General features: G+C 73.1%; 15 protein-coding genes. 2 read left to right on the forward strand and 13 right to left on the reverse strand.

What is annotated here, in order from left to right; translation table 11 throughout:
- Positions 1–51: 51 nt before the first annotated feature.
- The 3 genes from GXP76_RS24535 to GXP76_RS24545 all read right to left on the reverse strand — a co-directional run bounded on the left by GXP76_RS24535 (position 52) and on the right by GXP76_RS24545 (position 6,332).
- Complete coding sequence (locus GXP76_RS24535; RefSeq protein WP_242573756.1) at positions 52–1,314, reverse strand: serine hydrolase; 1,263 nt, start codon at positions 1,312–1,314, stop codon at positions 52–54.
- A 140-nt stretch (positions 1,315–1,454) separates the two neighbouring features.
- Positions 1,455–2,012, reverse strand: coding sequence for a YciI family protein (locus GXP76_RS24540; protein ID WP_242573769.1), 558 nt, complete (start codon positions 2,010–2,012; stop codon positions 1,455–1,457).
- Positions 2,013–2,060: 48 nt separating this feature from the next.
- Positions 2,061–6,332 (reverse strand): CHAT domain-containing protein, encoded by a 4,272-nt coding sequence (locus GXP76_RS24545; RefSeq protein WP_242573757.1) that lies wholly within the window; start codon positions 6,330–6,332, stop codon positions 2,061–2,063.
- A 140-nt stretch (positions 6,333–6,472) separates the two neighbouring features.
- On the opposite strand from GXP76_RS24545, the gene GXP76_RS24550 reads away from it, so the two are divergent.
- Together GXP76_RS24550 and GXP76_RS24555 are read left to right on the forward strand one after the other, a co-directional pair.
- Positions 6,473–6,889 carry a hypothetical protein gene (locus GXP76_RS24550; RefSeq protein ID WP_242573758.1) on the forward strand — a complete coding sequence of 139 codons (417 nt, stop codon included), beginning with the start codon at positions 6,473–6,475 and terminating at the stop codon, positions 6,887–6,889.
- Positions 6,889–7,806: a hypothetical protein gene (locus tag GXP76_RS24555; RefSeq protein ID WP_242573759.1), complete on the forward strand. Its 918-nt coding sequence runs from the start codon at positions 6,889–6,891 to the stop codon at positions 7,804–7,806. The genes GXP76_RS24550 and GXP76_RS24555 overlap by 1 nt, the downstream gene beginning before the upstream one ends.
- A gap of 51 nt (positions 7,807–7,857) precedes the next feature.
- Here the strand turns inward: GXP76_RS24555 and kynU are convergent, their stop codons facing one another.
- The 10 genes from kynU to GXP76_RS24605 form a co-directional block, all read right to left on the reverse strand.
- Positions 7,858–9,144 (reverse strand): kynureninase, encoded by a 1,287-nt coding sequence (kynU, locus tag GXP76_RS24560; RefSeq protein WP_242573760.1) that lies wholly within the window; start codon positions 9,142–9,144, stop codon positions 7,858–7,860.
- Positions 9,137–9,982 (reverse strand): tryptophan 2,3-dioxygenase, encoded by an 846-nt coding sequence (locus GXP76_RS24565; RefSeq protein ID WP_242573761.1) that lies wholly within the window; start codon positions 9,980–9,982, stop codon positions 9,137–9,139. Before GXP76_RS24565 ends, kynU begins: the two co-directional genes overlap by 8 nt.
- 92 nt (positions 9,983–10,074) lie before the next feature.
- Entirely contained in the window at positions 10,075–10,911 is an 837-nt protein-coding gene (locus GXP76_RS24570; RefSeq protein ID WP_242573762.1) for a DUF3152 domain-containing protein, read from the reverse strand.
- 232 nt (positions 10,912–11,143) lie between these two features.
- Entirely contained in the window at positions 11,144–11,557 is a 414-nt protein-coding gene (locus GXP76_RS24575) for a DUF3151 domain-containing protein (protein WP_078075930.1), read from the reverse strand.
- A gap of 96 nt (positions 11,558–11,653) precedes the next feature.
- The gene (locus tag GXP76_RS24580; RefSeq protein ID WP_242573763.1) at positions 11,654–13,153 is read right to left on the reverse strand and encodes an MFS transporter; all 1,500 of its coding nucleotides are present in this window, start codon (positions 13,151–13,153) and stop codon (positions 11,654–11,656) included.
- A 24-nt stretch (positions 13,154–13,177) separates the two neighbouring features.
- Complete coding sequence (locus GXP76_RS24585) at positions 13,178–14,341, reverse strand: MalY/PatB family protein (RefSeq protein WP_242573764.1); 1,164 nt, start codon at positions 14,339–14,341, stop codon at positions 13,178–13,180.
- Between the two features lie 109 nt (positions 14,342–14,450).
- A complete protein-coding gene (gene fbaA / locus GXP76_RS24590) occupies positions 14,451–15,482 on the reverse strand; it encodes a class II fructose-bisphosphate aldolase (protein WP_242573765.1) in 1,032 nt (343 codons plus the stop codon).
- A gap of 105 nt (positions 15,483–15,587) precedes the next feature.
- A complete protein-coding gene (pyrE, locus tag GXP76_RS24595; protein ID WP_242573766.1) occupies positions 15,588–16,133 on the reverse strand; it encodes an orotate phosphoribosyltransferase in 546 nt (181 codons plus the stop codon).
- Positions 16,134–16,208: 75 nt separating this feature from the next.
- The gene (locus GXP76_RS24600) at positions 16,209–17,027 is read right to left on the reverse strand and encodes an aldose 1-epimerase (protein ID WP_242573767.1); all 819 of its coding nucleotides are present in this window, start codon (positions 17,025–17,027) and stop codon (positions 16,209–16,211) included.
- Between the two features lie 35 nt (positions 17,028–17,062).
- Positions 17,063–17,596, reverse strand: coding sequence for a hypothetical protein (locus GXP76_RS24605; protein WP_242573768.1), 534 nt, complete (start codon positions 17,594–17,596; stop codon positions 17,063–17,065).
- Positions 17,597–17,916 lie beyond the last annotated feature (320 nt).

Raw genomic sequence — 17,916 nt, forward strand, 5'->3', positions numbered from 1 at the left:
GCGCCCCGGCGATCAGCGCCTTCACCGCGACGCGGAGCGGGCGCCGGCGCATCACCGCTCACCTCCACCGCAGATCGCGCGGTCGAGCAGCGCCTGGACCGCTTTCTCCGCCCGGAACAGCGTCTCGTCGTCCGCCTTCTTGCCGCTCGCGTTCACGACCACCGTCCGCTGCCCGTCGTCGCCGACGGCAGTCCGCACGGTCTGCCCCTCCAGATCCCCGCCGTGACCCCAGCGGTACCCGCCGCAGCTCAGCGGCTGCCGCATCACCCCGAGCCCGTAGTGCAGCCCCGGGAAGATCTGCTGGAAGTCCGCGCCCGCGGGCACCGTCCGGCGCAGCTCCGCCATCTGCGCCGGCGGCAGCAGCCGACCGCGCTGAAGGGCCGTCAGGAAACGGTCCAGATCGCGCTCACCGGTGATCAGCTCACCGGCGGCCGTCGCCCACGAGACGTTACGGATGCTGGTGTCCGTCCAGCCGGTGGACCCCGCGAACTGCTGGTAGGAGTGCGTGTACGGCCCCTTGAGCCTCGGGTCGTCACCGGGCGCGTACGTCTGTGTGAGCCCCAGCGGGCGCACGATACGGTCGCGGACCTCCGTGTCCCACGGCCTGCCCGTCACCTTCTCGATGATCATCCCGGCGACGATGTAGCCGGTGTTCGAGTAATTCCAGTCAGGTTCCGGGTCGTTCGGGTCGGCGGGGTCGAAGTCCGGCCGGTGCCTCATCGCCCCGGCCACGGCCTCCTCGGGCTCGTGGTGGTCGAACCGGGTGCGCTCGAAGTCCGCGGCCGTGTTCCCCGTGTCCTCGGTGAAGTCGTAGTTGTAGAGCCCGCTCGTGTGCTGGAGCAGATGCCGCACGGTGATGCGGCTGCCGTCGTTCCCGTTCCCCGCCACCAGGCCGGGCAGCCACTCCTCGACGGTGTCGTCCAGCGACAGCCGCCCCTCGGCGACGAGTTGGAGGACGACCGTCGACACGAACGTCTTGGTGACGCTGGCCGCACGGAAGTCCGCCGCGTGGGACACCGGCCGCCCGGTGCCCAGCTCCGCCTCCCCGCCCACGGCGTACGTACGGCGCTGCCCGTCGCGCACCTGGACGGAGATGCCGACGTACCCCGCCTGCTTCAGCGTCCGGTCCACCTCACGCTGCAACTGCTTCTGCGACAGCGCGGCTCCGGCGGATTCCCGGCCGCCGCCCGCGTTCCCCTGCGCGGGCGCGGGCCCGGCGGACACCCCGAGGGACACGGCACAGACGGCGGCGGTGACGAGCGCGGTGACCACGGGCAGCCGTGGTCGGCGTGAGGTCTTCGGCTGAGTGCTCATGGTCGTCAAGCTTGGTCCGGGAGAGCGTCCCGGACCATGAAGAAGACCACCGACATGAGGTGGGGATATCCCCAGCACGCCCCCTCCGGCAGGTGACGACGCCTCAGCGCGCCTCACTGCGCCTCAGCGCGGCACCACCGTCACGACCGCCCGCCGAACTGCCAGTGGTGGACCTCGATGCCGGCGTACCCGTCCGCTGTCAGCACGGCGCGCGCCGTCTGCGGGTCCGGCGCCCGCAGCAGCGCCGCCGTACCCACCCAGAGAGTGCCGTCGTCGGACAGCAGCGGCCCGTACGCGATCAGCTCGTCCGACTCGGCCCACGCGGACGGCGGTTCAAGGTCGACGGCCGGTCCCGCGCCGAGCCCGAGCACCAGATACCGGTCGCCGTCCTCGGGCCCTCCGGGAAACTCCCACATGGTGCGCCCCAGCGTGTTGCGCCACCGCCGCAGCAGTACGTCGCGGTACACGCCCGCCTGGTAGCCGGGCTCGTCGAAGGCGAACGCGCGGGCGGCGCCGGGGTCCGGCAGGTCGACGATGTGCACACTGCCGGTGGGCGTCTCACCGTCGTCGGCCATGGTCGGCCCGCGGGCGATCATCTCCGCCGCGTACCGGTCCATGTAGGACCAGTGCTCTTCCAGCAACTCGTGGCGCAGCGCCGGTGAACCGGGCCGATCGCGGTGGTAGCAGAGGAACTCCATGCGTCCAGTCTTCATCACCGGTGTGACACGCCCCCGCCGCACGCGCGTTCAGGCGCCCGTATGCGTGTGCGCGGCCCACACGGTGGGTGTGACCGGATAGCCGGCGCGCAGACGGCGCGTGGCGTGGTGCAGGGCCTCGGGGGAGAGCGCCGGGTCGGGCAGGGCGGTCCCCCCGGCGGTGAGGCGGGCGTAGAAGTCGGCCGCGAGCTGGTGCGCGGCACGGTCGGCCACGGGCCACTGGGTGCCCACCACATGCGGGTAGCCCGCGAGTTGGAACGCGCCGGTCATGTGGAGCGCCTCGTCGGCCAGGCGCGGGGCGGTCAGCGTGGTGGTGCAGGCGGACAGGAAGGCGAGCCGGCCGTCCAGGCGCAGCGCGACGATGTCGGCGACGGTCAGTGGATCGGTCACGTGGTCCTGGAGGATCAGCCGGCCGCGCCAGGGGTCGGTCCGGTGGGGCTCGCTGTGACACGCGAAGTGCGCGACCTGGTGGTGCGGAAGCGCCGCGAGCACGGAGGAGCGGGTCGCCCGGGCGACGACCGAGGCACCGGGGACGAGCCCGGTGAGAAGCTCGGCCTCGGTGGCGGCGCCCGCCAGCGGGGCCGCGCCGGGGGCGTCGGGGACGGCGACGATCGCGGTGCGGGTCCCCGGACCGGCCGGGCGCTCCCGGGCGCGGGCCAGTCCGCGCACGGTCGCGGTGTAGGAGGAGACGACCCGGTCCAGCACGGTGCGCGGCGCGGGGCGCCGGGGCGAGTCGTCGGCCAGGTCCTCGTGATGGCCCGCGGCGTGCATCGGCAGATAGGCCAGGATCCCGACGGGGCACCACCACACGCGGGGCCAGGACTCGCCCGGCGGCGGGGGCCCGGTGTGGCCGAGGGCGGTCAGGACGGGTTCGGTGACCGTGTCCCAGAGCCAGGTCAGTACGCCCAGGATGTCGCGCTGCGCCGCCCGCCGGCCGACGGGATCCAGGGCGGGGTCGGCGGTGGCGTCGATGGCCGTCCCCAGCGCCACGATACGGCGCACGGCCTCCGCCTCGGTGAGGCCGCCGAGCGGCACGACGCGTACGGGATCCTCCGGATCACCGGTGAGGACCAGCGCGTCGCAGCGTGCCGGGGCGGCGGAGACGTACACCACCGGGCCCCCGGCTGCCTGGGCGGAGAGGTCGGCGGCTCCCGGGGGTGCGAGAAAGCCGGAGAAGCCGTCGAGGGAGCGGATACGGATGAGCAGCGCGTCCCATTCGGCCTGTGCCTCCCGGCGGGCGGCGGCCCGGGCCCCGGGTGGCGCGGGGGCTTCGACGGCCGTGGGGGCGTGGTGGTCGAGGGCCGCACGCCGGTCGCGGACCTCTTCGACGGCCTCCGCGAGGTCGGGAGCCGCGGACCGCAGCCGGTCGAGGTCGCCGCCCCCGTCCGCCACGGAATCGGCCGTCAGTACGCCCCGTGACTGTTCCAGCAGTTCGACGGCCCGGCGCGGTCGCCCGGCGTTCAGCGCGGCGGCGGCAGCGGCCCCCGCGAGCGAGCCCGCTTCACCGATCAGATGCCCCCGGTCGGTGAGGTCCAGGGTGCCGAGGCCGATCTGCGGGAGCAGGGCGACGGCCGACTCGGCCGCCGCGAGCGCTTCCTGGGCCCCGCTGTCGGCCGGGTCTGTCAGGGCGGCGATCGACCGGTAGGACGCGATACGGGTCCAGACCGGAGCGGAGGCGTCCTGGGCGGCCGACCGGGAGCAGGACAGGATCTCGGCCAGGAGCGCGGTGTCGTCGGTGTGCGTGGCGAGCGTGTGGAGGGCACCGGCGTGGCTGTTGAGGACGGCCGCGTAACCCGGCAGACCGGCGGGGGTGATGGCGACGGCCTCGCGCGTCGCGTCGGCCGCTTCGCGCAGCCCGGCGACGTCGCCGTCGTGGTTGAACCGCAGCACCAGTGCGGTGGCCAGGTTGAGCAGCGCACCGTTGCGGTGGAAGTGGTCGCCGGGGATGGCGTCCACGACTTGGCGGGCCGTGGCCGCCGCCTCGGACGCCGTGCGGACGTCCCGGTTCCGCAGCGCCTGCGCGTACAGAGCGCTGGAGAGCCCGAACAAGTGGTGGACACGGTGCGGATGGCCGTCGGGGAAGGCGGCGACGGCCTCGCGACTGACCGCGACCGCCTCCGCGATGTGCTCGCTGTCACCGGTGCGCTGGAAACTCGTCTCCAGTACGGACCCGAGAGAGCCCAGGAAACGTGCGTGGTTCGGGTGGTCGCCGGGAAGCGCCGCGACAGCGCCGCGGGCCGCCTCCACCGCTTCCCGCAGCAGCCGTGACTCGCCCGTCTGCCAGGACAGGAAGTGCAGAATGCGGCCGAGGTTGCCCAAGGCGGTCGCGTGCTGCGGGAGTTGGACGGGGGTGACGTCGACGGCCAGGCGGGCGGTCGACGCGGCCTCCCGCAACAACGCCAGTTCCCCGGTCCGATCGAACAGGTTGTTCAAGGCGTTGCCGAGATTGCCCAGGGCGATGGCCAGATGGGGATGACCGGCGGGAAGCACGGCGACGGCGCCGCGCAGAACGGTGACCGCCTCCTCAAGAGGCTCGCGCGTCCCCGTGTGGCTCGCCAGCGCCTGAAGTGCCATGCCCAGGTTGTTCATCCACTTGGGACGGTCGGGGTGACCGACGGGCGTCGCGTCGACGGCGGCGCGGGCGTGCGTGATGGACTCGGGCGCGCGCTCGTATCCGCCGTCGCGTTCGTTCTTCCTGGCCAGAGCGTTCCCGAGATTGCTCAGGGCCATGGCCAGATGGGGATGACCGGCGGGGAGCGCGGCGACGACCGCCCGGCCGATGTCGACCGCCTCCTCCAGGAACTCGTCCCCGCCCACCGCCTCGTAACGCAGACGCAGTGCCATACCGAGGTTGTTCATCGACTGAAGCCGCTCGGGGTGGTCGCGGGGCGTGGCTCCGACGGCGGCACGTTCGCACGCGACGGCCTCGACGAGCGCGCCGACGTCCCCCGTGTACTCGTATTGCTGGAGAAGCGCGACAGCCAGCCCGCTCAGCCACAGCCGGCGCCGCGGACCGTCGTCGGCGGCGACCGCTGCCCGTGCGAGGGTGACCGCCTCGTCCGCCGCCGCGGAGTCCGTGCTGTGCTCGGCCAGCGTACGAAGGCTCTCACCGAGATTGTGCAGATGCCGCGCGGGGTCGGCCGGGGCGCCGGCCCGGGCCGCGTCGACCACGGCTCTTCCGGCGGCGATCGACTCCCGCAGCGTCGGGATGTCACCCGTGTGCTTGAACAGCCGGCTCAGACAGACGGCGAGCTTGTCCAGACAGTCGACCTGGCTGGGATGGCCGGCGGGAAGAGTGGTGACGGCCTCCCGGCCGACGGCGACGGCCTCGAAGAGTCCGTCGATCCGGGCCGTCCGCCCGTACTGCCTCTGGAGAGCGAAGAGCAGGATGTGGAGCTGGGCGCCGCGTGCGGGGTGCCCCTCGGCGAGGGTGGCGACGACGGACCTGGTCAGCTCGATGGCCTCGGCGGCTGCCACCGGATCGGCCTCGGCGTCGGCCCACGCGTGCATGATCACGGCGAGATTGCTGCGATAGCTCATCAGATCGGGATGGTCGGGGGAGACCGTGGCGACGGCCCTGCGGGCGACCGTGAGCGCTTCGCCGAGCGTGCCGGCGCTCCCGCCGCCGTCCCCGGGTCCGTCCCCGTTCTTCGCGTTCCGCCAGTGCAGTTGCACCAGAACGAGCCCCAGATTGCTGAGGAACATGGCGTGTTCGGGATGCCCGGACGCGCCTGCCGCCTCCCGGGCGGCCTCCAGCGCCTCGTCCAGCGCCCCGGCGTCCTTCGTCAGCTCGTACGTCAGCCGCAGGGTGTGACCGAGGTTGTTGAGGGCCATGGCCCGGTCGGGCGAACGGTCGGACATCCCGGCGATCGCCGTACGGAACAGCTGCACGGACCGGCGCAGCAGCGGAAAATGGCGACCGCGCTCGTAGGCCCGGCACACGGCGAGGCCCACTTCGAGGGCCTCCTCGCCGGACAGGTCCTCACCCTCCACGTCCGCGAAGGCGATGTGCAACGCCTCCGGCACCGCCTCGGGGTCGGCCTCGTACACCGGGGCCAGGAAGCGCACGGCCTCGACCAGCTCTTCGTCCTGCGCCGCGCCGGCCGGCAGCGCGGTGACCCGGATCCAGTGGTACACGCCCAGTACCTGGCACGCGTCGGCGTCCGACGCCGTGCCGGGATCCGCGGCCAGGGCGGCGGCCGTACGTTCCGCGCTCTCCTTGAACAACTCAGCGGCGTCGTCGGTCTCCACGGCGGTCTCGATACACCGCCGGAGGTCGTCGAGCAGATCGTCCACAGCCATCCCGTTGCCCCCGATCCAGGCCGGCGGAGCCTCGGGGCCGTAACCTCCCCCGGTACTCCGGAGACTGGATGCTACATTGACAAATCAGCATGAAATAAAGGCAGTTGGCGCACAACCGGGGCGCCGCGGAGGTGGCGGGATTGGCGAGGTCGCACAACGGCACACCGAATCGGCTGGGCGTGCTGTGCGACCAGCTCACCCGGCACGCTTCGATGGCGGACGAGATCGAAACCGCCGGAGCGGGGCCGCAGTTGCGTGAACTGCTCGAACTGGTCCGGAGCGGGGCCGGCACCGCCGGGGGAGCCCGCGAGAAGGAGCTGCTCGACAGCATCGAGGACGCCTGCGTCCGGCACGGCCTGTCCGCACTCGATGTCCGCGAGTTCGGCAACGCACGGCTGCCCCTCGGGTTCGGCCTGCCACCGGACGAGCAGGTGGCGAGGGCCTGGGTCTGTCCGTGGGGTGACTGCGGACGGGTGGTCCTCCCCGAAACCGGCGAGGAGTCCGCGCCCCACTGCGCCGCGGGCGGCGAGCCGCTGCGCGCCTACCCGGCCCCCTGATGCCCGGACTGCTCGCCGGTATCGGCACCTGGATCGCGGACCGCTGGCTCCAGACGGTCGTCCTGTCCGGCATGCTCTGGGTCGCGACGCTCGTCGTCGCCGCGCGGCTCGGACAGTCGCACCCGTTCGACGCGGCACGGCTCCACACCTGGCTCGACGAGATCGCGTCCCAGCGGGCCGGGCACAGCCCCGCCGCCATCCTGCTCGCCGTCGCCGCCGCCCTGCTCACCGCCGGTGCCGCGGGTCTCGCGGCCGGTGCGCTGGGCGCCCTGCACCAGCGGCTGTGGGGTGCGGACGGATCCGGTCCGGTGCTCGCGTGGCTGCCGCGGTGGCGCCGGCGGTGGTGGCAGAGGCGGTACTCGGAGCGCGCCCGGCGAGCCGTCGCCGACGCCCTCGCGGCCGATCTCGCCGAACCGCGCGACCCGGTCCTGGCGACGGCCCGCAAGGCACGCGCCGAACGCGCCCTGCGTCTGCGCGCGGAGCGGGAACCGCATCGCCCCACCCGGATCGGGGACACCCTCCACGCGGTCGCCGTACGCCTGCGCGCCCGCTACGACCTGGACCTGGACCTGGCCTGGCCCCGGCTGTGGGCGGTGCTGGACGAGACCCTGCGCGCCGACCTCGCCGGTGCCCGCGCGGCATACGACTCGGCCGCCCGCCTGGCGGGCTGGAGTGTGCTCTACACCGCGCTGACCGTGCTCTGGTGGCCCGCCGCGCTGATCGGTGCCGGTGTGTTCGTCACCGCCGTGGCACGGGCCCGGGGCGCCGCGGCCGTCCTCGCGTCCCTCGTCGAGGCCGCCGTGGACCTGCGTCTGACCGAGCTCGCGGACCAGTTGGGCGTGCGGCCCGACACCGGCGAACTCACCGAACTGGGCCAGGCCGTCGGCCGTCGGCTGGGCCGGCCCACGCGCTCCTGACCCCGGGCCGGGGGATCGGCCGGCGATCCCCCGGCCCGGGGCCGAGCACGCTCAGGGGAGCGAGTCCCCCACGGGCCCCGGAACACCGGCGGGTCCACCCGCCGGGATCTTCGCCAGGACCTCCCCCAGCACCCGTGCCGCCCGCTCCGCGTCGCGGAAGCCCACGTACAGCGGCGTGAAGCCGAACCGCAGCACGTCCGGGCGGCGCAGGTCGCCGATCACGCCGCGGCTGATCAGCTCCGCCATCACCGCGGGCGCCTCCGCGCAGCGCAGCGCCACCTGACTGCCGCGTTCCGCGTGCGGCACCGGGGTCAGTGACGAGACCCGGTCCGCCGGGGCGTACGCCTCCACGCAGCGCAGGAAGAAGTCCGTCAGCGCCAGGCTCTTCGCCCGCAGGACGTCCAGCGACACGCCCTCCCACACATCGAGCGCCGCTTCCAGCGCCAGCATGGAGAGGATGTCCGGCGTACCGACCCGGCCGCGCGTCGCGCCGTCCGCCGCCGCGTAGTCCGGTGTCATCCCGAACGGGTCCGCGTGCGAGGTCCAGCCGGGCAGCGGGGAGTCGAAGGCCGCCTGGTGCCGCTCGGCGACGTACAGGAACGCGGGTGAACCCGGCCCGCCGTTCAGGTACTTGTACGTGCAGCCGACCGCCAGGTCGACCCCGTGCTCGTCCAGCCCGACCGGCAGCGCGCCCGCGCTGTGGCACACGTCCCAGATCGCGAGCGCGCCCGCGTCGCGCAGCGCCGCCGTGATGCCGGGCAGGTCGTGGAGCCGCCCCGTACGGAAGTCGACGTGGTTGACGAGCGCGGCGGCCGTACGCGGTCCGGCGGCGCTCCGCAGATCCGCTGCCGGCGCCGGTACCAGCCGCAGGCCGGTCATGCGCGCGGCCGACTCCGCGATGTAGCCGTCCGTGGGGAACGTCCGGGCGTCCACGAGGAGTTCGTCGCGGCCCTCCCCCGCCAGCCGGGCCGCCGCCACAACGGCCTTGAAGACGTTGACACTTGTGGAGTCGCCGACCACGATCCGGCCGGCTCCCGCGCCGACCAGCGGCGCGATCCGGTCGCCGATGCGCTCCGGCGCGGTCCACCAGCCGCCCTCGGTCCACGAGCGGATGCGCAGCTCGCCCCACTGCCGGGCGACGACGTCCTGGACCCGGGCGGGGACGTGGCGGGGCAGCGCCCCGAGCGAATTGCCGTCCAGGTAGACGGAGCCGTCGTCGAGCGCGAACAGCTCGCGGCGCGCGGCCAGTTCGTCCGCCGCGTCCAGTTCGGCGGCGCGCTCCGCCAACGCATCCGACGCGGACACGGGCGCGGTGGGCAGTTCGGTCGCCTCAGACATGGCTGCGCGCCGTCCACAGCTCCGGGAACACGTTCTTCCGCGCGCGCTTCTCCAGCCAGGCGACCCCGGCGGAGCCGCCGGTCCCGGTCTTGGACCCCATCGCGCGCCGCGTCGCCACGAGATGGTCGTTGCGCCAGCGCCACACCAGCTCGGCGACGTCCGTCAACGCCTCGCCCAGCCTGATGACTTCACCGTGCTGGTCGGGCTCCGCGTAGACGCCGGCCCATATCTCCTCGACCGCCGTCGACGGCTCGTACTTCTGGGTGAAGTCCCGGTTCAGCGCCTCCGCCGGCACCGGCAGACCGCGCCGGGCCAGCAGGCCCAGCACCTCGTCGTACAGGCTCGGCTCCTGGAGCGCCTTCTCCAGTTCCGCGTGCACGCGCGGCGCCCCGCGGTGCGGTACGAGCATGGACGCCGACTTCTCGCCGAGCAGGAACTCCATGCGCCGGTACATCGCCGACTGGAAGCCCGAGCCGTCGCCGAGCGCGCTTCGGTACGAGTTGAACTGCACGGGTGTCAGCTGGCTCAGCGGCGTCCACGACGCGTTCAGCGCCTCGAACTCGCGCACCGACCGCTTGAGCGCGTCGACCGCGACCGGCACCCGGTCCTCGCGCAGCGCGCGCGACGCGGTCTCCCACTCGTGGACGATGACGGTGAACCACAGCTCCATCACCTGGGTGGTCACCAGGAAGACCATCTCGCCCGGGTCGTCCGACACCGGGTGCTGAAGATGGGTGAGGACGTCCGCCTGGACGTAGTCCTCGTACGGGGTCGTACCCGCGAAGTCGAGGTTCGGGGCTTCCGAACCGGCTCCGGAGGCATCGGGGTGCTGCGACATCTCTGTCTCCTCGATATTGCTACCGGGTAGCGGTCCGCCCCTTCCGTATCGATTCGGAGCTCCGGTCCCCTGTCGGCATCATAATCCCGTCTTCACGGCACCGCCGGACCTGTGATGTACGTCCCGTCCTCCGCGTAGGGCCAGGCATTCGCATGGCAGCCGCGCAGACCCTTGATCTGCTGCATCATCGCGGGCGCGGGCTTCCCGGCGCCGCCGCAGGTGACATGGCCACGGCCAATGCGGTGGCCGACCTCGTGGTTGATGATCAGTGCGCGGTACTCGGTGACCGGGCCGTCGAACTGCTCGGACCCCAGCACCCACCGCTTGAGATTCACGACGACCGTGCGACCTACGGTGCAGTTCACCTCGCCGCGCGTGAGCAGGCCCGCGGCGCCGCAGATCCGGTCCACCGTGCCCGGCGTCGCGATCTTGACCTCGAAGTCGGACGGCCCGGAGCCCACGAGCCGGAAGGAGTGCCGGCCGTCCGAGGTCCAGCCCCGGGGGTGCGCCAGGATTGTCTCGATCTCGACGGCCGCCTCCCGCTCGGAGAGGTCGATGCCCTTCTCGACCTGGACCTTGTAGCGGCGCACGGTGCCACCGGAGCCGACGGGCGAGCCGGTGGAGCGGGCGGTCGTGAAGGTGCCGGGGCCGTCGGGGGGTATCGGGATGCGGGACGGTGCCTCGGGGCCCGGCTCGGCGCTCGGGCTCGCGGTCGAAGGGGGGCTTGCGGTCGGGCTCGGGGGCGGCTTCGTGGTCGCCCTGGAACCGGGCTCCTCGTCCTCCGGGGCCGCCGCCTCGGCGGTGGGATCGGACTGCGGCCAGCCCGTGAGGGCCGCTCCGCCGCCGACGAGGAGCGCGGTCAGGCCCAGGCCGAGGGGCAGCGCGCGGGTGTACAGACGGCGCCGGCGGGCCGGGACACGCTTGCCCAAGACGGACTTCTCCCCTGGTACGGCCGGCGTCGGGGAGAGGGTGCCGGGGCCTCCTGCCGGATTCGATGGCGTGTGCGATCGTAGCGACCGCACACCGCAGGTCCGTAGCCTTTCGGACGGCCACGGACCTGCGACGATTCACGGTGTTACGGACAAACTCGACGTGCCGGACGTGCGCGGACAACCGCCGTGCGCGGACGACGGACGTGCCGGACGCCGGACGTGCGCGACCTCAGCCGAGGGTGTCGGCCGCCGCCGCGGAGGAGTCCCGCAGGAAGACGGAGCAGCGCTCGTACTCCTCGTGCTCGCCGATCGCCTGCGCGGAGCGGGCGAGGGCGTGCAGGGCGCGCAGGAAGCCACGGTTCGGCTCGTGCTCCCACGGCACCGGGCCGTGCCCCTTCCAGCCGCTGCGGCGCAGGGAGTCCAGGCCCCGGTGGTAGCCGGTACGGGCGTACGCGTACGACTCGACGACCCGGCCGTTCTCGAACGCGTCGTCGGCGAGCTGGGCCCACGCGAGCGACGACGTCGGATACTTCGCCGCGACGTCGGCGGGCGCCGTCCCGTTCGCGAGGAGCTCGCGCGGTTCGGGGTCGTCGGGCAGGTGGGTGGGGGGCGGTCCCCCGAGAAGGTCTTTGTGGATGGCCATGCTTCCGAGTGTCCCAGGTCGCGTCGGATTCCGTGGCGGCGGAGCGGGTTTGCCACCGGCAACCGCGGCCCGGATCCGATACCGCGGGGACACCCCCTACGTACCCGCCGCCGACGCGCCGCCCTCCTCCGCCTTGCGCACGGCCGTCGGCTCCAGCGGCGGCGACGAGAGCCCGCAGTTCACCTTGCACTGCGGCAGGCTGGGCGCGGCCTCCGCCTTCTCGCCGGGGGCGGCCTTCGGCGTACGCACCGTCGTGAAGGCGATCAGCGACGCCAGGACCAGCACCCCCGCGCACAGCGGCATCGCCCGGTCGAACGCCGCGTCGAACTGCGTCGGCGAGCGGTACACCTCCGGCCCCGCGCCCGCCAGCAGCGGCAGCGCGGCCACCGCCAGCAGACCCGCGGCCCGCGCGGCCGCGTTGTTGATGCCGCTGGCCAGGCCCGCGCGCGAGCTGTCGACGGACGCCAGGACCGTCGCGGTCAGCGGCGCGACCAGCGTCACCATGCCGAGCCCCATCACCACCAGCGCGGGCAGCACGTCCCGCAGGTACGAGGCGTCCGCGCCGCCGCCCACCCGCAGCATCAGCAGCAGCCCGCAGGCGCACAGCAGCGGCCCCACCGTGAGCGGGATGCGCGGCCCGATCCTGGAGCCCAGCTCACCCGACTTCGCGGAGAACAGCAGCATCAGCACGGTCGTCGGCAGCAGCGCCGTCCCCGCTCCGAGCGCGGAGTAGCCCGCCACCACCTGGAGCTGCAACGCCACCAGGAAGAAGAACCCGCCGAACGCCGCGTACACGCACAGCGTCACCAGGTTGACCGACGTGAACAGCCGCGAGGAGAAGATCGACAGCGGCAGCATCGGATCGGGCCGCCGCCGCTCCAGCAGGACGAACCACACCCCCACCAGCACACCCGCCACCCCGGCCCACCACGCCTTCGCGATCAGCGCGTACGTCACCAGCCCCAGCGCGGCGGCGCCCAGCACAGCGCCGAGCACGTCGAACCGCCCGTGCGCCGCCGGGTCCCGCGACTCCGGCACGTGCCGCAGCGCCACCGGCACACAGATCGCGGCCAGCGGCACGTTCAGCAGGAAGACCCACCGCCACCCGGGCCCGTCCACCAGGAACCCGCCCAGGAACGGCCCGACGGCCGCCCCGACACCCCCGAATCCCGACCAGAGCCCCACGGCCCGCGCCCGGTCGTCCGGATGGAAACTCGCCTGGATCAGCGCCAGCGACCCGGGCACCAGCAGCGCGCCGCCGATCCCCTGGAGCGCCCGCGCGAGGATCAGCACCTCGGAGGTGGGCGCGACACCGCACAGCAGCGACCCGATGGCGAACCACACGATGCCGAGCACGAAGATCCGCCGCCGCCCGTACCGGTCACCGAGCGACCCGCCGAGCAGGATCAGCCCGGCGAGCGTGACCATGTACGCGTTGACCGTCCACTGGAGGTCGGCCAGGCTCGCGTTCAGATCGTCACCGATGTGCGGCAGCGCGACATTGACGACGGTCGAGTCGAGCAGCGCCATGCTGGAGCCGAGCACCGTCGTCAGCACGATCCACCGGCCGGAGGCCGTGCCCAGCCTGATGTCCATGGGGGCATCATCCCCGCACGGGCGCTACCTGGCGAGCCGGCCCAGCGCACGGATCAACGCGTCCGTGCCCCGTTCCGCCTTGGCGCGCGGGCAGCCCACGTTGAGCCGTACGTACCCCTCGCAGCCGTACGTCGTGCCCGGCATGATCGCCACCTTCTCGTGTTCGACCAGCTCGCGCTGGAGCGCGGCGTCGTCCACGCCCAGGGCCCGCAGGTCGATCCAGGCGAGATAACCGGCCTCCGGCGGACGCCAGGCCAGTTGCGGGAAGGCGGCGTCGAGGCGGTCGGCGAGCATGCGGAGGTTGGCCCTGACGTACGTGTTGAGGGCGTCCAGCCAGGGCGCGCCCTCGCGGTACGCGGTGATGTGGGCCGTCAGCGCGAGGACCGCCGGTGAGGCGAGCCCTTCGGCGGTCAGCATCCGGCGCGTGAACTCCGCGTGGTCGTCCGGGTCGCCGATGACGCCGTACGAGCCGCTGAGCGCCGGGAAGTTGAAGGACTTCGACGCCGAGGTGACGATCGCCCACCGGCCGGTGCCGAACCGGGTCCACGGCAGATGGCGGCGGCCGTCCGGGACGAATTCGGGGTGCACGAAGTCGGCGTGGATCTCGTCGCTGATCACCGCCACGCCGTACGCCGCCGCCAGCCGGGCGAACTCCGTCAGCTCGCCCTCCGTCCACACGCGGCCCGTCGGATTGTGCGGCGAGCACAGGATCAGCACCTTGCTGCCGGCGCGCGCCAGCTCCCTCTCCAGCGCCGGGGTGTCACCCACCGGCGCACCGCGCAGCTCACGGCCGAGCCCGGTGACCGCCTTGCGGAAGCCGTCGTACGTGGGGGTGTGGACGACGACGCCGTCGCCGGGGGCGGTCCACATCCGCAGCAGTTGCGACACCTGGTTGAGCACGGACGGCGCGTACACGACGCGGCCGGTGTCCAGCTCGGTGTCGTAGCGCGTGGCGAACCAGTGGCGCAGCGCCGACAGGAAGTCCTCGTGCCGCCAGTCCGTGTAACCGAGCACGCCGTGCGCGAGACGCGCCTGAAGGGCGGCGAGCACCTCCGGCGCACACGCGAAGTCCATGTCGGAGATGGTGAAGGGGAGCAGCCCGTCCACGCCGAAACGGTCGGCGACCCCGTCCCACTGGACGCTCCAGGTGCCGCGCCGGTCGACGGGTGTGTCGAAGTCGTAGTCCACGGTGAATGATCCTCCTCGGACCTCTGACCTCGTACCTCGTACCTCGCCGGAACAGCCCACGGGCCCGGCGTCACGAAGGACACCGGGCCCGCCGGGTGCGACGAGTCGCCTACTTGAGCCGCGTACCGGCCGACCGCAGCGCCGCGCACGCCTCGGTCACGCGCGTCGCCATGCCCGCCTCGGCGAGCTTGCCCCAGGTGCGCGGGTCGTAGGTCTTCTTGGAGCCGACCTCGCCGTCGACCTTCAGCACACCGTCGTAGTTCCGGAACATGTGGTCGGCGACGGGCCGCGTGAAGGCGTACTGGGTGTCGGTGTCCAGGTTCATCTTCACGACACCGTTCTCCAGCGCCGTCGCGATCTCCTCGGCGGAGGAGCCGGAGCCGCCGTGGAAGACGAAGTCGAAGGGCTGGCTGCCGGCCGGCTTGCCGTACTTGGCGGCCACGCCGTCCTGGAGGTCCTTCAGCAGCTCGGGACGGAGCACGACGTTGCCCGGCTTGTAGACGCCGTGCACGTTGCCGAAGGACGCGGCCAGCAGGTAGCGGCCCTTGTCGCCCAGGCCCAGCGCCTCGGCGGTGCGCAGCGCGTCGTCGACGGTCGTGTAGAGGGAGTCGTTGATCTCGTGCGTGACGCCGTCCTCCTCGCCGCCGGTCGGGGTGATCTCGACCTCAAGGATGATCTTCGCGGCGGCGGCCCTGGCGAGCAGCTCCTCGCCGATGTCGAGGTTGTCGGCCAGGGTCTCGGCGGAGCCGTCCCACATGTGCGACTGGAAGAGCGGGTTCCGGCCGGCCTTGACGCGCTCGGCGGAGACGTCGAGCAGCGGGCGCACGTAGGTGTCCAGCTTGTCCTTGGGACAGTGGTCGGTGTGCAGCGCGACCGTGACGTCGTACTTGGCGGCCACGATGTGCGCGAACTCCGCGAGCGCGACCGCGCCGGTCACCATGTCCTTGTTGTGCTGGCCGCCGAGGAACTCCGCACCACCGGTCGACATCTGGATGATGCCGTCGCTCTCGGCCTCCGCGAAGCCGCGCAGCGCGGCGTGCAGGGTCTGGGACGAGGTCACGTTGATGGCCGGGTAGGCGAACTTGCCTGCCTTCGCCCGGTCGAGCATCTCGGCGTAGACCTCGGGGGTTGCGATGGGCATCGGGCCGCTCCTTGTGATGTGCGGGTGTGAGGTGCTTTGTCCCTGACCTGGGGGCGACGTCATTGTCGCCGCCATCTTTCCAGACTCTCGTGCCGGCGGTGAGGCTCAGGCCAGGCCGAGGTCGTCCAGGGCGTAGGCGCTGACGTAACGCAGGCCCGCGGTCTCGACGGCCCCGGCGGCGCCCCGGTCGACGATCACCGCCACGGCGACGACGTCGCCGCCCGCCTCACGTACCGCCTCGACCGCGGTCAGCGGGGACCCGCCGGTGGTCGACACGTCCTCCACGACCAGGCAGCGGCGGCCCTTCACGTCCGTGCCCTCGATGCGCCGCTGCATGCCGTGGGCCTTGCCCTGCTTGCGTACGACGAACGCGTCCAGGCGCTCACCGCGCGTCGCCGACGCGTGCAGCATCGACGTCGCGACGGGGTCCGCGCCGAGCGTCAGACCGCCGACGCAGTCGAAGTCGAGACCGGCGGCAGCGGCGGTGTCGAGCATGACCCGACCGACCAGCGGCGCGGCCTGCCCGTCCAGTGTGATGCGGCGCAGATCGATGTACCAGTCGGCCTCGATGCCGGACGAGAGGGTCACTTTGCCGTGCACGACGGCCTTGTCCTTGATCTGCTGGAGCAGCTCAGCGCGTACGTCAGTCATGGCCCTGAGCTTACGACCTGGTCCCGAGGGCCCTGTCGGAGCCGGTGGGCCTGGCCGGAACCCCGGTGGGCCTCGTCAGAGCCGGCGCCAGCTCCAGGTGGCGCGGATCTCCAGCGGGTCGATGGGCGTGACGAGGCGCGGCGCCGTGTTGAGCCCGTTCGGCGGGCCGGTCTGCGGCTCCACGCAGACCGCCTCGGCCTGCTCGTCGTAGACGACCACCCACTCGGCGGTGCTGGTCACCTTCAGTTCGAGCCGCCCCGGCCAGGTCAGCGTCGCCTCGACACCGTCGGGCATCGCGAAGCAGTCGTCCCACGGGCCGGGGCGCGGCTCGACACGGCGGCCGGTGGGCAGATGGTCCTCGCCGCGCTCCTCCTGCCACGCGGGGGAGAAGTCGAGACGTACGGCGTCCTCGTCGGCCGTGGCGCCGTCGAGATGGCGCAGGAACCACGGGTGCCAGCCCGCCTGCGCGGGAAAGGAGTCGTCGTACGTCTCGACGCCCAGCGTCAGCGTGAGCGAGTCCCCGGTGAGTTCGAAGAGCTGCGTGACCCTGCCGGTGTACGGCCAGGGGTCGGTCAGTTCGTACGTGAACGCCGCCTCGCTGCCGCCCTTGCGCGCCGTGCGCCACGAGGTGTCGCGTCCGGTGCCGTGGATGGCGTGCGGCGGTGAGTTGAGCGGCAGTTGGTGGGTCTCACCGCCGTTGCGGAACTGTCCCAGCCCGACCCGCCCCACCCAGGGCACCATCGGGAAACAGCCGTAACGGTCGCCCTGGCGCAGCAGTTCGGTCCCGCCGACGCGCAGACTCGCGACGCGGCAGCCGTTCGTCGGATGGATGGTCAACTCGGCGTCGCCGGCCGCCAGTCGGATCTCGCGCTTCTGGTCCGTGTCCGTACTCACGCCATGACCCTAACCGGCGGCGCCCGGCGTACGGCTCAACGCCTGCGCCGCAGCGCGCGCCCGACGACGACGGCCCCGGCGATGGCGAGCGCGGCGGCGGGCGCCACCCACCGCAGGGCGGCGCCGGGGCCCCCGGTGTCGGGAGCCCGCTCGGGCGCGTAACGCCCGCGCGGCGGCGCGTGGTCGACCTCCTCGGCACTGCGCCCGATCATGGTCCGCCGCGCGTGGGCGGCCTCGGCGGGCGGATCGAGCGGCACGAGGAAGTCGCCTTCCCCGGAGGCGGTGACCCCGAACTCGACGGACGCGTCGAGCGCGGAGGGCGGCACGGGGGCGTCGAGGTCACCGAGGTCGGGTCCGTCGGGGTCGTCCGAGCCGGGTTCGTCGGCGTCGTCGTCGGTGGCGTCCGACTTCGCCCCGTCGTCCGGGGTCTCCGCGTCCGGGCCGTCGTCGGGGCCCGCACCCCCGGCGCCGCGCGCGGCCTCTGAATCCGTGGTGTCCCGGTCCGAGCCGGCCGGACTCGCGACGGATTGGTCCTGCCCGGCAGCGGCGCCACCCTCCGCATCGGACACGCCCGCACCGGCGTCACCGCCGGAAGCGCCAGAGGCCCGCGCGGCAGAGTCGTCGGCGTCCGAACCGGCCGTACCGCCCGCCCCGTCGTCCGGGGTCGCCGCGGCAGAGTCACCGGCACCGGCCGACGCCCGACCGGCAGCAGCGCCACCCTCCGCATCGGACACGCCCGCGCGGCTCGCCCCGCCGTCACCGCCGGAGGCCCCGGGCGCCCGACCGGCAGCGTCAGCGCCACCCGCATACGCCACATCCCCGCCCTGCCCGGCAGCAGCGCCACCCGCCCCATCGGACACGCCCGCACCGGCGTCACCGCCGGAAGCGC

It is taken from the genome of Streptomyces sp. NP-1717 (genome assembly GCF_022695985.1).
In the GTDB taxonomy this organism is placed as follows: domain Bacteria; phylum Actinomycetota; class Actinomycetes; order Streptomycetales; family Streptomycetaceae; genus Streptomyces.

Bases quoted from the DNA above. Each gene is read 5' to 3' on its own strand.
- GXP76_RS24575 (WP_078075930.1), bottom strand. From the start codon at position 11,557: ATGGCCATCCACAAAGACCTTCTCGGGGGACCGCCCCCCACCCACCTG.
- GXP76_RS24555 (WP_242573759.1), top strand. From the start codon at position 6,889: ATGCCCGGACTGCTCGCCGGTATCGGCACCTGGATCGCGGACCGCTGG.
- pyrE (WP_242573766.1), bottom strand. From the start codon at position 16,133: ATGACTGACGTACGCGCTGAGCTGCTCCAGCAGATCAAGGACAAGGCC.
- GXP76_RS24540 (WP_242573769.1), bottom strand. From the start codon at position 2,012: ATGGAGTTCCTCTGCTACCACCGCGATCGGCCCGGTTCACCGGCGCTG.
- GXP76_RS24545 (WP_242573757.1), bottom strand. From the start codon at position 6,332: ATGGCTGTGGACGATCTGCTCGACGACCTCCGGCGGTGTATCGAGACC.
- GXP76_RS24565 (WP_242573761.1), bottom strand. From the start codon at position 9,982: ATGTCGCAGCACCCCGATGCCTCCGGAGCCGGTTCGGAAGCCCCGAAC.
- kynU (WP_242573760.1), bottom strand. From the start codon at position 9,144: ATGTCTGAGGCGACCGAACTGCCCACCGCGCCCGTGTCCGCGTCGGAT.
- GXP76_RS24580 (WP_242573763.1), bottom strand. From the start codon at position 13,153: ATGGACATCAGGCTGGGCACGGCCTCCGGCCGGTGGATCGTGCTGACG.
- GXP76_RS24535 (WP_242573756.1), bottom strand. From the start codon at position 1,314: ATGAGCACTCAGCCGAAGACCTCACGCCGACCACGGCTGCCCGTGGTC.
- fbaA (WP_242573765.1), bottom strand. From the start codon at position 15,482: ATGCCCATCGCAACCCCCGAGGTCTACGCCGAGATGCTCGACCGGGCG.